Source organism: Flavobacterium potami, assembly GCF_020026915.1.
Taxonomy (GTDB): domain Bacteria; phylum Bacteroidota; class Bacteroidia; order Flavobacteriales; family Flavobacteriaceae; genus Flavobacterium; species Flavobacterium potami.
The window spans coordinates 233,234-251,215 of the sequence record NZ_JAINUY010000009.1; the positions used below are offsets into that span (position 1 = coordinate 233,234).

The 17,982-nt window shown below is 38.0% G+C and carries 6 protein-coding genes; 2 read left to right on the forward strand and 4 right to left on the reverse strand.

Annotated elements, in window-relative coordinates; translation table 11 throughout:
* Positions 1-83 precede the first annotated feature (83 nt).
* The 4 genes from K6T82_RS22540 to K6T82_RS22555 form a co-directional block, all read right to left on the reverse strand.
* A complete protein-coding gene (locus K6T82_RS22540; protein ID WP_223710982.1) occupies positions 84-674 on the reverse strand; it encodes a DUF502 domain-containing protein in 591 nt (196 codons plus the stop codon).
* A gap of 139 nt (positions 675-813) precedes the next feature.
* Positions 814-1,665: a hypothetical protein gene (locus K6T82_RS22545; RefSeq protein ID WP_223710984.1), complete on the reverse strand. Its 852-nt coding sequence runs from the start codon at positions 1,663-1,665 to the stop codon at positions 814-816.
* A gap of 20 nt (positions 1,666-1,685) precedes the next feature.
* Positions 1,686-2,735, reverse strand: coding sequence for an HAD family hydrolase (locus tag K6T82_RS22550; protein ID WP_223710986.1), 1,050 nt, complete (start codon positions 2,733-2,735; stop codon positions 1,686-1,688).
* A 129-nt stretch (positions 2,736-2,864) separates the two neighbouring features.
* Complete coding sequence (locus tag K6T82_RS22555) at positions 2,865-4,472, reverse strand: arylsulfatase (protein WP_223710988.1); 1,608 nt, start codon at positions 4,470-4,472, stop codon at positions 2,865-2,867.
* A gap of 984 nt (positions 4,473-5,456) precedes the next feature.
* Between K6T82_RS22555 and K6T82_RS22560 the strand changes: the two genes are divergently transcribed.
* Both K6T82_RS22560 and K6T82_RS22565 read left to right on the forward strand, forming a co-directional pair.
* Positions 5,457-17,000, forward strand: a complete 11,544-nt coding sequence (locus tag K6T82_RS22560) for a PKD domain-containing protein (RefSeq protein WP_223710991.1) — start codon at positions 5,457-5,459, stop codon at positions 16,998-17,000.
* A gap of 51 nt (positions 17,001-17,051) precedes the next feature.
* Positions 17,052-17,975 (forward strand): PorP/SprF family type IX secretion system membrane protein, encoded by a 924-nt coding sequence (locus K6T82_RS22565; protein WP_223710993.1) that lies wholly within the window; start codon positions 17,052-17,054, stop codon positions 17,973-17,975.
* Positions 17,976-17,982 lie beyond the last annotated feature (7 nt).

Sequence of the window (17,982 nt, forward strand, 5' to 3'; positions counted from 1 at the left end):
CATATTGAAAAAAAGTATTAAGTCAAGATTCAGGGTTTTCAATTTGTAAATCAAAAAATGATTCAATTATATCTTGGGGATATTTATTTAAAATCTAAAATTCCCTTGCCAAAAGATTTGATAGAAGCATTAAAAGTCTCAGATGAAGTATGTTCCAGAAATTTTATGTCACTAGACTCTACGACGTAAAGCTGCCCCAAATCTTTTGATGGCAATGCTGGAACAAATACAGCAGCCGAACCACCCGTAGAGGATTGTTCTATCAATAGGCCAGGTTGCCAAAAATTACCCAATTTCACTAAGACAGGCTTATCGACATTATTTTTTTTGAGTTTTGAAGACAACTTTTCTTCGGCTATTTTCTTGTTCTTTTCATAACCTGGGAGAAAGATCATGAGTTTGTCATCAATCCAGATTGTGAACTTTTTTAGATAGGCCAACCTCATTAAATAACCGCTAAAATAAAACAGAATGACTAATAATAGCCCGCCCATAATATCTCGTGCTGCTGTTCCAAAAATCTGGTCAAACCCAAGCAAATGAGCCACCTTTTCTCCGTAGGTCCGAAAAAAAGACCAGACTTTTTCTATTATCATGAAAAAAACAATTAAAGGAAGCAGAACCAGTGCACCAGAAATAAAATTCCTCTCAGCTTGTCTAAAAAAATCTTTCATAATAGTTTAATTTACATTTAATACTCATTATTTAAACACCTCTAGGAAAATAAGATGCGGTAAAATTTAGTCTTCCATAAAAAAAATTATGAATGTCTAGAATCAATATGCAAAAAGTTTATCGCTACTGTTTTTCTAACTACATAGGAATATACCATCTAAACCCTAAACGGACTCCAAAATTTGCCGAATTTCGCGGATACCCATCCGACCTGTATGCCATTACCTCTGGTTCTATATAGGCATTGTACTTTAATTTACCGGACCAGATATAACCTACTCTAAAGTCCATAGGAATCGCAACTTTACCTGTCTTATAATCAATCTGCCATTCAGGTTCAATACCAGCATATACACCGTTAGGCCATGTATAAAAAAGATTTGGCTGCAATACTGCATAAGCCGATGACCCGTATTTGCCATTTCCGGAAATCGAAAAAAAGTTTTCCCATATCCAATACATCTGCCATTTACCCAAATTTGTAAAAGTGACTGTAAAGGCAGGTCCGAGACTCCATTGGGGAGACCCAAGTTGATCGTCTGTTCTGGTGGGAATCTGAATGTTCCAACCGGCACCAAACTGCCCCCAGTCTTTTTTACTGAGAATGAAAAATTGATTTAAGGTAGTGTCTCCTAAACCTGTTCTGCCATCTGGTGCTGTATTTAGAAAAGTAATGACTCTGATTAACTGGGGAACTTTTACTAAAAAACCTTCCTTCAAAGGAATTATTCCTCTAAAACGAAAATTTTGTGCAAAGCCATCTTGTCCTTCAGTCTTAAAAATGGCATATTCTTCCAGTTGCAGTTGCCAGGCCAAAGTGGTTGGATTCATTACTTCCTGCGACAGCTTTACCGAGGTTCCCGAAGCAGGAGGTTCTTGCGTTTCTGTTTCCTGAGAATAAATCGAAAAAGATCCGATAAAGTAAAGAAACAGAATTAAAATTTGCTTTCTATTCATCTCACCCCATTTTTTCTGTATAACTGCATTCATAATCAAAAAGATTTAGTTCTTCAATTCTCTGGAAAAATTATTTTCCAATCTGTTTTCATATCTGCAAATTCCCATTTCTTTGCCTTCCCTTCATCTAGTCCTTTGTCTAGTTTTCCGATTTCTGATTTTCTATCGTATGCCCATTCTCGAATCGAATCGGTATGATGGACATAAAGCTCAAAGTTTTTATACTTATTAGATGCCGTCCATTCAAGCATTTGAAGATCTCCATCAGAATTTCCAGCTGCAAAAACAGGCTTTTTACCAATATATTTTTCTATTGCAACCGGCTTTCCTTCTTTATCGTCAATAAAATCCAATGCTGGAAGTTTTGATATGGTCGGTTGGCCGTTGTTATAATTATATTTTGCTTGAAGAGTGCTGCCTACAATCTGGTCTTTTGGAATTCCGTATACATCTTCGGCCCAAGCACGCATAAAATCAATTCCACCGCCTGATACAATAAATACTTTAAACTGGTTGTCCTGAAGGTATTTTACAAGCTCAAGCATCGGTTGATAAATCAGATCTTTATAGAGCTTTTTCTTTGTTGGATGCTGTGCGGTATTGATCCATTTGCTGACATTCGATTCGAATTCATCTGTTGTCATTCCGGCATGGCTTACTGCAACAATCTGCAGAAGACCTGTTTTTCCCTGTTTCATTAATTCGCCCATATTGTTTTCCAATACGGCTTTAAAAGGCTGTTTGTTTTTCCATTCTGGATGTTTTGGCGCCATCGCTTTTACTTGGTCTAGAGCAAAGAAAAGCTGAAAATAAAAAGGCTGTTCAGACCATAAAGTACCATCATTGTCAAATGTAGCTATACGATCTTTTACCGGAATAAAATTGGGACTATCTGAATTAGTCACATCTTTAACATAATCCAAAATAGCTGTCTTAGTCTTACCGTCATTCCAAGAAGGCAATGGATCGCTTAAAGCGGATTCTTCTGCTTTCTTTGTTGGGGTCTCTTCTTTTGCTTGTTCTTTCTTGCATCCTGTGAGAAAAACCAGGAAAACTAAAACAGCGATTAATCTTTGGGGTGATTTCTTTCTCATCTTATCCATAACTAATTTGATTTTGCTTAATTTATTTCATGACAGAAGAAAAAGGCTATAAAAAAAAAGCAGGAGCCAGTTTCGCAAAAAAAGCTTCAGATTTCTCTGAAACTTTTCCTTAATCATTCTATTCATGCTCTATTTTGAATCTACGCTCAAAGGAGGCAGATTTGTTTTCTTTTCATTCATCATTTTTTTCACCTGCTCAATAGTTCTATAACGCTCTATCTGCATTTCACCAGTAAAAGTTTCACTTTGAGGCGCTCTTGGAGGTGTTTTAGCATAGGTTTTCATTAAATCGGCAATTGCCTGATTAAATATTATGGCTGTCCAAGTTTTTTCTGTCCAGCTATTCATGAATAAATCATAGCGTTCTTGTGGATCTTGCCAAAGATTATATATTGCAGGTATAGTTGCAACATAAGTTTCGTCACCTCTCCATCCAAGCTGCTGTCCTGGCATATCGCTTCCTGCAATAGCTCCATTGTCTCCACGGGTATTAAAGGCTGCTTTAAATTTCCCGATACGTACTGCTCCAGGTGATAATTCAGCTTCAGTAAAATAAAACCATCTGTCACGAAGAGGTGTGCCTTTTTTAAACAAAACATTAGACATGTCATAACTGTCAAATACCATATCAACACCGGCTCGATCTTTTTTAGGAAGTTCTACGCCTGCAAGACTGGCAAATGTTGCCATTAAGTCAAGTCCACCCACAATGTCATGGCTTTCGCTTCCCGCTTCAATCTGTCCAGGCCACCAAGCTATCGCTGGTACACGGCTACCTCCTTCTCTGTCTGTTCCTTTACTTCCTCTAAACGGAGTATATCCAGAATCAGGATGCACATCTTGCCATGCTCCATTATCTACAGTATAAATAACAATAGTATTTTCTGCAATACCCAAAGAACGAATCTTATCCATGATACGCCCGACATTGTAGTCCATTTCTACTACAGCATCAGAATATTTGCTCTTTCCCGGAGATTTTCCCACAAATTGTTTAGACGGAAGATTAGGTTGATGATTTTTCGCAAAGTTGATACACATAAAAAACGGATCTTTGCTTTTTCCGTACTCATCAAGCTGTTTCAAATTATTTTCGACCATCATCATATCCAGCTCGGCAATATTTTCTTCTGTAACTTTACTTACCTCACGTGCTTTTCCTCCTGCTTCACCTTCAAGAATACCAGTAGTAACTTTTTTAAACAACGCTAACATTTCTGGCGACATCTCTGGGTTCCAAGATTCGAATGCGTAAGTGTAAGCGTTGAGATGATAAAGCACCACATTCTGCATTTTGTCAAAACCATGAGCTATAGGCATAGAGTAATCTGCTTCTCCAAGGTGCCATTTTCCAGAAAAATAGGTTTTATAATTGGCTTTTTTAAGTACAGACGCCAATGTCCATTCTTCTTTTGGCAGTCCGCCACCTTGCCCTTGAAAAGCAACTGTAGTCATACCACTACGATTCGGAATACGTCCTGTAAGCATTGCTGCTCTTCCTGGAGTACAGCTTGGCTGTCCGTAAAAAGACCAGAACTGCATTCCTTCTTTTGCCATTTTATCAAGGTTTGGTGTTGGCATTCCGCGCCCAACTCCACCGCCATATACACCTAAATCTCCCCATCCAGTATCATCAGAAATAACCATGATAATGTTCGGTTTCTTTTTAGTTTGAGCGCTTATAAATGAAAAAAACAACAAACTAAATACTACTAAAAAAAGATTTTTTTTACTCATAATTAAAGTTTTTGAAATTGCTATTTAAATAAAAGGGGTTGACTCTTGAATGCTATTTTTAAGAAATATTCTTTTACACACCTCGTTTTTAGATTCTTACTATGAGGTTTCTACATTTATATTTAAGTCTTATTTGGATTTTATGATATAGAAAAGTATTTCCTCTTCCAGTTCTGATGATAAATTCTCATTACTCAACTTATCATAAAAGTCTTTTTCTATTTTTTTCTCTATTTTTTTCACATTAGTCTTACTTTCACAATATTGGTCGCATAAATGCTTGAATTGGTCATCCACCAAATAAAGGATTTTTATCGCTTCCAGATATTCTGCAAATTTCAAGTTATATAACTCTCGGGGGATTGACATATGCATTTAATTAAATTATACAAAAGGCTGGCAATAATCTTGATTTTATAATTTAAGCTCTGAACAGCAGATCTAGTTTAAATGATAGACTTGAAACATAATGCTATTTTTCACACTATTTAATAAGATTGATGTTCCTGATTCATTTTTAATTGACTGATTTTCATCATATAGTCTCAAAATTATTGAATATTAAATTTGAAACATCCCATTTCAGACATTCAAATGGTTGCATATTATAAAATGAAACGAATTCTCATAAAAAATCATGAATCAGAAAGGGTATTATTCAAAACCAAAACAAATATAAATACTTATAAATCAATAGTTTAAAACAATTATTTGTTTTGTTTTTTTAATACCTAAAAAAGATTTAGTATCCCTAAAGCAGAGCTAAAAAATCATAATTTTAATAGGTTGCATATTACAATCTGCAACCTATTAAAATAAAAATCAACTCCTTTTTAAGGTAATTTTGAAAGATTCCAATAATGCCCTTTTACTATTGGAAACCAGCATAGATAATTTATTAAACTGTTTTCTGTCTTACAGAAAAGTTATTTTATTCTGCCTATGAATCACTCTCTACCTGATCGATTTTTTCTTAAAATAGCTGTGACATTAGTTTTATTTTTAATGTTGCCTACTCATCTTTTTGCACAGAACTGTACAGTAAATGCTGGAGTTTTAAACGTAACTATCTGCGAAACCGATGCGCTTGTACTGACCGGAAATACACCTGCACCTATTATTGGGACAGTGAATTGGACACAAATTTCAGGTCCGACCGTTACAATCAATTCCCCAAATAGTCCAAGCACCAGTATATCTGGTTATACTGGTGGCAATACCTATACTTTCAGATACAGTGCAACTTGTAGTGACGGTATCCTATCATATCAGGATAAGATCGTAAATGTTAAACCGATTACCATGGCCAATGCAGGTGCAAACATTGCAAGTTGTCCTAGTAACAATGGAACATTGGCAATTATTGGAAATACTCCTCAGAATACAGGTGAAACTGGTTCTTGGGAAATCGTGGGTGCCAATAATGCAGGAGTGGTCATTAATTTTCCAAATTTAGCTACCTCAACCATAACATTACCTGCCACAAGCTGTGGAGTCACCACACTTCAATGGGTTATTGAAGGTCCTGAATTTGCTCCAGGTCAGCGATGCAGAACGACTTCTCAAATCACGGTTACCAATTATGGTGGTGTTACGCCAGTTTCGGCTGGGCCAGACCAAACGTTAAGCAATTGTTACACTACAACACAGTCAGCAACTCTTAATGGTTCTTATGGAGGATGTGGACTGAATGGACAAAACGGTCAGTGGACCTTTGTCAGTGGCCCGAATACACCAACAATTGGAAGTCCAAACACTAATAATACAAGTGTTTCTAATTTAGTCCAAGGAACCTATACCTTTAGATGGACAGTTACAGGACCTTGTGCATCGGGTAATGATTTAGTAGTGATAAATGTTCCTGCAGCTACTCAAGATGTTACGAATTTGCCTGGTGGTGATGAAAACATATTTTTTTGTGATAATACAATAAACCAAGTAACTCTTGAAGCGCAAACACCTCTTTATGCCGGCGAAACGGTGGCTTGGACACAAATTTCAGGAGATCCAGGTGCGGTAATTGTTTCACCCACAAATCCTACTACCTTAGTTACTAACATTTCGTCTGCAGGAGCGCCGTATAGATTTCGTTATACGCTGACCAACAACAATACCGGATGTATCTTTACAAAAGATTATATTGTCCAGTATAATGGTCCAACGAGAACCATTGTTGCTAATAACGGAAATGATATTGTAGGAACCTGTGATGCAACTGTATTTACAATTCCGCTAACAACTACCGGAACGGGCTCAAATCAATATCGAATTGTAAGCGGTCCTGCATCATCTCCTTTAGCTCCATTTCCTACCGCTATACAGGATGTTGAAAATTCATTAACCTTGACCCTTACAGCTCCTGGAGAATATACCTTAGAATTTATCAGAAAGCAGACGGGATCACTGGCGGTTCAATGCGATTATGGTTTTGATACTTTAAATATTCTGGTTTCTGGAGACCCTACGCCATCAAATGCTGGAACAGATGTCAGTCTGCCATGTGGCGATACTTCTACCATTCTTTCTGGTGTAAGCACCGATGTCGGCATGCATTTCTGGAGCCAGCTCAGCGGACCGAATACAGCAGTAATCGCAGATAATTTTGCAATAGACACACCGGTTAGCGGACTTATCTCAGGTACTTATGTTTTTCAATATATCACAAAAGGCGGTGGAGCAACCTGCGGATTTTCATTTGCAACAGTTACCGTTTATGTCTCAGACAGTTCTATAAACGACGTTGATGCTGGAACGAACCAAATTGTTTGTACAAATTCACAAGTGCCTCTTAGCGCTTCCCAGCCTCAAGCGGGCGAAATAGGAACATGGAGTCAGATTTCAGGTCCCGACCCCATCACCTTTTCTGATGTAAATAATCCTAACGCTATTGCATCTGGTTTTCTATCATCATCTTCAAGTTACGAATTGCAATGGGTAGTTTCTTATTCTCATCCAGGTCCTTCATGCGGGGCTTCTGTTTCTGACAACATTACCATTACTACAGATAACGGTATAGCTCCTACCCCATCGGATGCGGGACCAAACGCCTGTTATACTTCTGGAACAACAACTTTTAACCTAAGTGCAAATTCTCCACAAATAACTGAATACGGTGTTTGGACGGTACAGCCATCAATAGGCGTTGTAATTGCTAATGATGCTGATCCGAACACTATGGTAACTGTTCCTGGTAATGGAACATATGTTTTTACTTGGTCTATATCATCAAGATTTAGATTCTGTCCTCCTAGCCAAAGTAGCGTCTCTGTTACCGTCGCAGAAACGCCACCCGCAGCCAATGCAGGTCCCGATCAGCAAGTTTGTGGTAATACCATTACTATGGCCGCAACGCAAAGCAGTGGATCTATAGGAACCTGGAGCAGAATTTCTGGTGTTGGAAATTATACAATAAGTGACATTCATGATCCTCATGCTGTTTTCACTTTTACATACAGTGGTTATTATATTTTCAGATGGACAGTAGATGCTGATATCTGTGGTCAGGCATTTGATGATATTAATTTGACTATCGGTATTCCTCCTGATACTGCAGCAGCAGGACCAGATCAAAACATTTGTAACAACAGCAGTGTTACGATGGCAGGAAACGCCTATGATAATTTCTTTGAACTTGGTCAATGGTCTGTGCTGACCGGCGCTCCTAATCAGCCTACCATTGTTGATCCTTCCAATCCCAATACAGTAATTAATGGTCTTATTGCAGGTACTTATACCTTTAGATGGACCATTAGTGCAAAGAGTATTTTTTTATGTCCAGGAAGTTTTGACGATATGACAGTTGTTGTAGATCCTGCTGCAAATGCAGGACCAGATCAAACTTATTGTGATGTTACAAGTGTGCAGCTCGAGGCAAATGAAAACTCAAGAGGAACATGGACTCTTACAAGTACTACAGGAAATAGCAGTGATGTTATTATTACACAGTCCCCATCTGATAGTTATCTAGCCAATGCAACAGTAGTTCCTGGAAATGATTATGTTTTCACCTTTACAACTATACCTACAACATTTCCTGATGGAAGTTCCTGTGTTGGCACATCCGATTCTGTAAATATTACGATTTTCAATGGAGCTAGTATAGATCCCGATGCTGGGCCAGATCAAACATTATGTATCAATGATGTCGGAGGCGTAACTACAATGAGTGGAAACATCCCTCCTCCCGATGTAACTCTTGCTGAATGGCGTTTTGTTTATCAGCCTTCTGGAAGTGTTGCGGTTATAGATACACCTTCTGCACCATTAACTACCGTATCAAATCTTACTGTTCCGGGTTTATATATTTTAGAATGGGTATTTGAAAGCAATAATTGCAGATCGTTGTCTGATATTGTTCGAATAGAGATGAATGCACCTCCAAGTACAGCAAATGCAGGCCCTGATGATACTGTAGCTTGTCAGACGACTTACAAAACTGCGGCTGTACCTCCAGCTGTTGGTATAGGAACGTGGACATTCTTTTCTCAGCCGCCAGGCGGAAACGCACTAATCAATAGTCCAAACAGTCCCGTAACTACACTTTCAAACATCAATGTCTTAGGTACTTATGTTCTAACATGGACCGTTACTAATGGGAACTTTACGAATCCATCTTTGTGCCAACCTTCATCAGATAATGTAGCCATAACATTTAATGACATACCGCCATCTATTGCTGATGCAGGGCCAGATCAGGAAGTTTGTAACCTTACAAGTGTCACCATGGATGCTGTACAGGTAACTTCAGGACTGGGAACATGGACTCAGGTTTCAGGTCCTAATACTGCAGGTATCGCATCAGTAAATAATGAAAATTCCTTAATGTTGGGACTTATTCCAGGCACATACGAATTTCTTTGGACCGTTACAACTACCAATTCAAATGGCTGTTTTTCTGAAGATTCTGTTTTAGTAACTATTTATGAAAATCCGTCAACAGCAGATGCAGGACCAAACCAGATTGTTCCTCAATTTACTCCAATCAACATGAATGCTGTTACACCATCAATTGGTTCTGGAACTTGGGTTCAAACAGGCGGGCCAAGTACTATTGGTTTTAACGATCCTTCTAGTCCAACAACAGCAGTTACTGGAACCATACCAGGTATTTACACTTTGCAATGGAATGTGAGCAATGGAAATTGTGCAGTTTCATCAGACACAATGAATCTTACAATCCTAGCAGTTGCAGATCTTGAGTTAACCAAAACGGCAACTCCTACAACAGGAAGTGTCGGCGATGTAGTAACTTTTAATATAAATGTTTTTAATAACAATAATGCACAAGGCGGAACAGTTACGGCAACCAATGTTGCAATACGAGATTACATACCAGCGGGATTTGCACTTGTTCCTGGATCTGTTAATTCTGCAGGTCAATATAATGTTGGTGATAATACAATTACTTGGAGTGGATTAACAATTCCGAGTGGTAGTATCGCTCTCTTAACTTTTAAAGCTACTATCCTTGCTACTGGATCTTATGTCAATAATGCAGAAATTATTGCCTCCGATCAATATGATCCTGATAGTACTCCAAATAACCAAAACGCTGCAGAAGATGATCAAGATAGTGCTGTCGTAGTTCTTGATGTTGCTGATTTATCACTTCAAAAAGTAGTTTCACCTACATCAGTAAGTATAAATGATACTGTAATATTTACGATTTCTGTAACCAATAGCGGGCCAAATAACGCAACTGGAATAACCGTTTCTGATCAATTACCGTCTGGTTACACCTATGTGAGCGATAACGGTGCTGGTCGATACAACCAAACCACAGGAATATGGAATGTCGGAAATTTAAATTACGGAAACACAATAACACTCCAAATTACAGCAAAAGTAAATCTAGCCGCTGCTGCTAATTATGTAAATACTGCTGAAATACAAACTGCCAAACAATTTGATCCCGATAGTACTCCAGGAAATGGTCTTGCGGAAGATGATATGAGCAGTGCGACAGTTAATTTGAAACAAGCCGATTTAGAACTAACTAAAACAGTTACGCCAAATAGTGCTTCAGCTGGTGATCAGGTAGATTTTACCTTAACACTACTAAACAAAGGACCTGGAAATGCAACAGGCATTAGTGTCCAAGATGTGATTCCTGAAGGTTTTACTTTGATTCCTGGATCGGTTTCAAATGGTGGATTTTATAATATTGCAAATGCTAATCTGACCTGGCAAAATTTAGCTTTATCAAATGGAGCGTCATTAAACTTGACCTTTAGAGCTATCGTTAATCCGCTAGGACAGTATCTCAATATTGCACAAATAACGGCCAGTGACCTACCAGATCCAGATAGTACTCCTAATAACGATGATGGTGATCAAAGTGAAGATGATGAAGATAATGCGCCATTCACTTTTATAGGCCAAAATGCTGATTTATCTTTAATTAAAAGAGTGGTTGATGGAAATTCAAGTCCGGTAATTGGAACACAAATTTCTTTTGAACTAATTGTTACAAACTCTGGTCCAAACAGCACGACAGGGGTTCAGGTTCGAGATTTACTTCCCGATGGTTATGAATTTGTAAATTATAGTTCATCGGCTGGACTATATGATCGAAATACTGGTATATGGAATGTTGGAACTATTGATGTCGGAGTTTCAGAATCACTTCTCCTTGATGTAAAAGTTCTTTCTACAGGAAATTATTTAAACGTTACAGAGGTTATTGCCAGCAGTCTTCCTGATCCTGACAGTACTCCGAATAACGATGATGGAGATCAGAGTGAAGATGATGAAGACAATGTTTTAATAATACCAATACAACGTTCTGCAGATTTATCTTTAACAAAAACAGTCAGCAATGCAACACCTGTTGTAGGTTCTATGGTTACTTTTCAGGTAATAACTACAAACAGCGGTCCTCAAGATGCCGCAAATGTAGCGGTAACAGACTTACTGCCATCTGGTTATACATTTGTTAGTTTTAATGCAACCAGTGGTACTTATGACAGTACAACCGGTTTATGGACACTCGATATTTTAGAAAGTACAGAATCTGAAACATTACAGATTATAGCTATTGTTAATGGAACAGGAAACTATACCAATATTGCAGAAGTTACCAACAGCGATACCCCCGATCCTGATTCGACACCTAACAACGGTGTAACCACAGAAGATGATTACGCTGCCGTTACTACTGTACCAATTGCACAGTCTTCAGATTTATCTTTAACCAAAACGGTTAACACTACTACTCCATTAGTAGGTTCTTTAGCAACTTTTGAAGTTGTTATTACAAATAATGGGCCACAGGATAATAGTGGTATTCAGGTTACAGATTTACTCCCGACTGGATACACTCATACAGGATTTACAGTTTCTACAGGAACTTATGACCCTGTAACTGGAATATGGATTGTCGGTACTTTAGTAAATGGCGATTCTGAGACCTTACAAATAGTAGCGCGAGTAAACGCTACAGGAGATTATTTGAATACTGCTGAAGTGACAGCCAGCAATCTTCCAGATCCTAACTCAACTCCAAACAACGGAGTTCCAACTGAAAATGATTATGCAACAGCGATTACAATTCCAATTCCGCAATCGGCTGATTTATCACTAACCAAAACCGTTAACAATCCTGCACCTTTAGTAGGTTCTCAAGTTAGATTTGAATTAATTCTAACCAACAACGGACCTAGTGATGCTACGGGGATTCAGGTAACTGACTTACTGCCTTCCGGTTATACCTTCAATGCTTTTACTACCTCAAAAGGAACTTATAATTCGTCGACAGGATTATGGACAATTGGAAATTTAATTAGTGGAAATTTAGAAAGATTAGAAATTTTAGCAACCGTAAACGCATCAGGTGATTACGTCAATATTGGTGAAGTTACCGCAAGTGATCTTCCTGATCCTAATTCCATTCCAAACAACGGAGTTCCGACAGAAAATGATTATGCAACTGCGGTTACAATTCCAATCATGCAATCGGCTGATTTATCTTTAACCAAAACGGTAAATAATCCAACTCCGTTAGTAGGTTCTTTAGTCACTTTTGAAATAGTTGTCACGAATAATGGACCACAGAATACGAGCGGTGTTACCATTACAGACTTACTACCTTCGGGATATACTTTCTCTGGTTTTACCAATTCAACAGGAACCTACAATCCTGTAACTGGATTATGGACAATTGGAAATCTGGCAAATGGAAGTTCACAAACGTTGCAGATTTCTGCTATTGTGAATCCGTCTGGAGATTATTCTAATACCGCTGAAGTTACCACAAGTGATGTTGCTGATCCTGATTCAACTCCGAATAATGCAGACACAACTGAAGACGATTATGCAACTGCCGTTACAGTTCCAATCATGCAATCGGCTGATTTATCTTTAACCAAAACGGTAAATAATCCAACTCCGTTAGTAGGTTCTTTAGTCACTTTTGAAATAGTTGTTACCAATAATGGACCACAGAATACAAGCGGTGTTACCATTACAGACTTACTACCTTCGGGATATACTTTCTCTGGTTTTACCAATTCAACAGGAACCTACAATCCCGTAACTGGATTATGGACAATTGGAAATCTGGCAAATGGAAGTTCACAAACGTTGCAGATTTCTGCTATTGTGAATCCGTCTGGAGATTATTCTAATACCGCTGAAGTTACCACAAGTGATGTTGCAGATCCTGATTCAACTCCGAATAATGCAGACACAACTGAAGACGATTATGCCAGTGCCGTTACAGTTCCAATCATGCAATCTGCTGATTTATCTTTAACCAAAACGGTAAATAATCCAACTCCGCTAGTAGGTTCGGTGGTGACTTTTGAAATAGTTGTTACCAATAATGGACCACAGAATACAAGCGGTGTTACCATTACAGACTTACTACCTTCGGGATATACTTTCTCTGGTTTTACCAATTCAATAGGAACATATAATCCTGCAACTGGATTATGGACAATTGGAAATCTGGCCAATGGAAGTTCGCAAACGTTGCAGATTTCTGCCATTGTGAATCCGTCTGGAGATTATTTGAATACCGCTGAAGTTACAGCAAGTGATGTTGCGGATCCTGATTCAACTCCGAATAATGCAGATACAACTGAAGACGATTATGCCAGTGCCGTTACAGTTCCAATCATGCAATCGGCTGATTTATCTTTAACCAAAACGGTAAATAATCCAACTCCGTTAGTAGGTTCTTTAGTTACTTTTGAAATAGTTGTTACCAATAATGGTCCACAAGACACTAATAATGTAACTGTTACAGATCTAATTCCTTCGGGATATTCATATTCTAATTTTACCCTTTCAACCGGAAATTATAATTCAAACACGGGATTATGGAACATTGGAAATCTAGCAAGTGGAAAATCTGAAACTTTACAACTTTTTGCGATTGTAAATCCAAATGGAAATTACACCAATATCGCAGAAATTACTTCTAGTAGTCTTCCTGATCCAAATTCAACTCCAAATAATAATATTGCAACAGAAGACGATTATGCAGAAGTTTCTACAATACCAAATCAACAATCGGCTGATTTGAGTCTAACTAAAACCGTCAATAATGCAACTCCCCTTGTCGGTTCACAAGTTATTTTTGAAGTTGTTGTGACGAATAATGGTCCACAGAATACCTCTGGAGTTGAAGTTACAGATTTACTTCCTAATGGTTATACTTTCAGCAGTTATAGCTCTACTAAAGGGACTTATAATAATGTTACAGGAAAATGGAATATTGGTTCAATCCTGAATGGAGATACTCATGCATTGCGAATAACTGCCGTTGTAAATTCAACAGGAAATTATCAAAACATTGCCGAAGTTACGGCAAGCACTGTTCCCGACCCTAATTCAAGTCCCAATAATGGCGTTACAACAGAAAATGATTATGCTACTGTTGGCACTGCGCCTATCGGACAAATGGCAGATTTATCGTTGACTAAAACAGTCAATATTTCCAATCCTCTTATTGGAACAGCCGTAACTTTTGAAATTATAGTTACGAATAACGGTCCTCAGAATTCAACAGGCGTAGAAGTTACCGATTTACTGCCAAATGGTTATACGTACACTAATTTTACCGCCACAAAAGGAACTTACAATAACATTTCAGGAAAATGGGTTATCGGTTCATTAGCTAATGGAGATTCACAAACCTTACAAATAACTGGTGTTGTCAACCCAGCTGGAAACTACACAAATGTAGCAGAAATCACCGCAAGTAGTCTTCCTGATCCAGATTCGACACCAAACAACGGAATGACAACAGAAGACGATTATGCAACTGCAACTACAACTCCAACAAACGCAGTAGCTGATTTATCTTTAACTAAAGCAATTGTTGGTAGTAATTTCAATCCACTTTTCGGCTCTAACATTACCTTTGAAATCACTGTAAGAAATGATGGCCCTCAAAATGCTACTGGCGTAGAAGTTAAAGATTTACTCCCTAGTGGTTATGCCTATCAAGTTTACAGCTCAACGGCAGGCCTTTATTTTGAGACTACGGGTATTTGGAACATTGGCACCATTCCGTCAGGTTCTTTAGAAAGTCTTCTTATATCAGCTACCGTAAACAGAACTGGCGATTATATCAACATTGCTGAGGTTTATAAATCTAATGAATTTGATCCAGACTCTACTCCCAATAATGGAATCTCCGGAGAAGATGATATGAATTCCGTTTTAATAAATCCAGTTTCAGCTGAAGCAGATCTTTCTATAACAAAAGAAGTTGTTAATAATATACTCACCCCTACAATAGGCGAAAGAATCTCATTTTCTGTAACTGTAAGCAATTCTGGACCTAGCATTGCTACCGGAGTAACCATAAAAGATATTCTCCCTTCAGGATATACGTATGTCTTTTACAATTCTACTTCAGGAAGCTATAATCCAAACACGGGTATTTGGTCTCCAGGAATTATTCTTCCAGGAAATAGTCATACCCTAATTATAACCGTACTCGTAAAAGCTCCGACAGGAACAACCGATGAATATCTAAATACAGCTGAGGTTATGACATCGGATCAGTTTGATGCTGATAGCACACCAGGAAATGGCATTACGACAGAAGATGATTTTGACAGCATTTCGGTTACACCGGTTATTGTACAAGCTGACTTGTCACTCAATAAGCGAACACTTTCTGGAAATGTAAATCATGATGTGGGCAGTAATGTAATTTTTGAAATAACCGTGACCAATGACGGTCCTGGAAACACTAGCGGTGTTACGGTAAAAGATTTACTTCCTCGTGGATTCATCTATCAGACTTATACCGCTACAAGTGGAATTTATAACAGTGTTACAGGAGTTTGGGATGTTGGAACGGTTAATAGCTCTGCCGCGCAAACGCTTCAAATTTATACCAGAGTAAATACACCTTCTGGTCAGGTTGGCGAATACACCAATATAGCAGAAATAACTGCCAGTAATCTTCCCGATCCTGATTCAACCCCTAATAACGGAGTCATAACTGAAGATGATTATGACAGCGTAACCATAAATGTCAATACAGCCGATTTAAGTCTTGAAAAAACGGTCAGCAATAAAAATGCTAATGTCAACGAAGTTGTAACCTTTACTCTTCAAATAGGAAACGAAGGTCCGGCAGAAGCGACTAATGTTGCAGTAGAAGACAATATTCCACTGGGATATAAAAACATTTCTACTATTTCAAATGGCGGAATTTTTAGCTTAAACAGCATTAAATGGGTCAATCTAACAATTCCTGTTGGAGGAATTACGCTGACTTATCAGGCAACAATTGCTAATCCGCTAGGTTTAGAAAGTTCCGATTATGTGAATATTGCACAAGTTACGGCCAGCGATCAATTTGATCCTGACAGTACACCAAATAACGACAATGGCGATCAAAGCGAAGACGACGAAGATTCTGAATTCATCAATATTCCTTCAACAGATATCGCCATCCATAAAGAAGTTGATAAAACAGAAGTTCCGATGAATTCACAAGTGATTTTTACCATTACAGCAGAAAATCTCGGCAATCTTACAGCTACAAATGTGGAAGTAGATGATGTACTTCCAAAAGGATATTCATTTGTGAGTTCAACAGCTTCTTCCGGAAGTTATAATGCAGTAACTGGAGTCTGGGCAATTCCGTCTATTGCTAATGGTTCTCAGCAAACACTTGCCATAACCGTTAAAGTGGTAGATTTTAAAGATTATTTAAATACCGCACATTTAGTAAAATTGGATCAAATTGACACCAATTCGAGTAACAATCAAGCAAGTGCCACAGTGTCTCCAAATTGTTTGAAAATTTACAATGAGTTCTCTCCTAATGATGACGGTCAAAATGACTTTTTCTACATAGACTGTATCGATCAGTATCCTGACAATCAATTGGAAATATTCAATCGCTGGGGGAATTTAGTTTATTATAAAAAAGGTTACAACAATACATGGGATGGTAAAGAAGAAAGCTCTTCTAAAACACTTCCTGAAGGCACCTATTTCTATATTCTTGATTTAGGAGACGGTTCTAAAAAGACCTCCGGATGGCTTTATCTAAAATAAAAACATCCGAACATCTAAATTAAAAATAAGATTAACCAAAATATATTGGCTATGATTAAAAATATAAAAAAGGTTTTCATGATAATAAGCATGTTTTCAGTGTACGTGGCTTCCGCACAGCAAGACCCACAGTATACGCAATATATGTACAATACACTTACCGTCAATTCAGCTTATGCGGGTTCACTTGGTCATTTAACCATAACAGGATTATACCGAACACAATGGGTTGGTATAGAAGGCGCACCAGATACACAGAGTTTTTCATTAGACACTCCGATAGCAAAGAATTTAGGTTTAGGTATTTCTATCATTAATGATGAAATCGGTCCTTCAGAAGAACAATATTTAGACGCCAACTTCTCTTATACCATTCAATCCGGTGAATCGCATAAACTTTCTTTCGGAATAAAAGGAGGTGGACGTGTTATCAATATTGACTGGTCCAAAGGTAGTTACCGAGATCCTGATGTGCAGTTCCGTGAAAACATCACTAATAAATTTCTTCCAGTGGTTGGGGCCGGACTTTACTGGCATGGAGAAAGAGATTACATCGGACTTTCGATTCCTAATTTTATGACCAAAGAGCGTTATACTTATGATGATATCGGGGAAGATCTTGTCAATCAGAGAATACATTTGTACTTAATTGGTGGAATTGTTTTTGATCTTTCTGCACATACTAAATTCAAACCCGCTGTTTTAGTTAAATATGTTGCCGGCGCACCTTTAATTGCAGATATCTCGGCCAATTTCATGTTTAATAATGCATTGACTTTAGGAGTTTCTTATCGAACATCCGATTCTGTAAGCGCACTTGCAGGAATACAAATTACGCCGATGCTAATGGCTGGATATGCTTACGATTACACCACAACATCCATGCAGAATTACAACAGCGGCACTCATGAAATCATGCTTCGTTTTGAATTGGTTTCTCGCAAGAAAGGACTTAAATCACCAAGATTCTTTTAATACACTA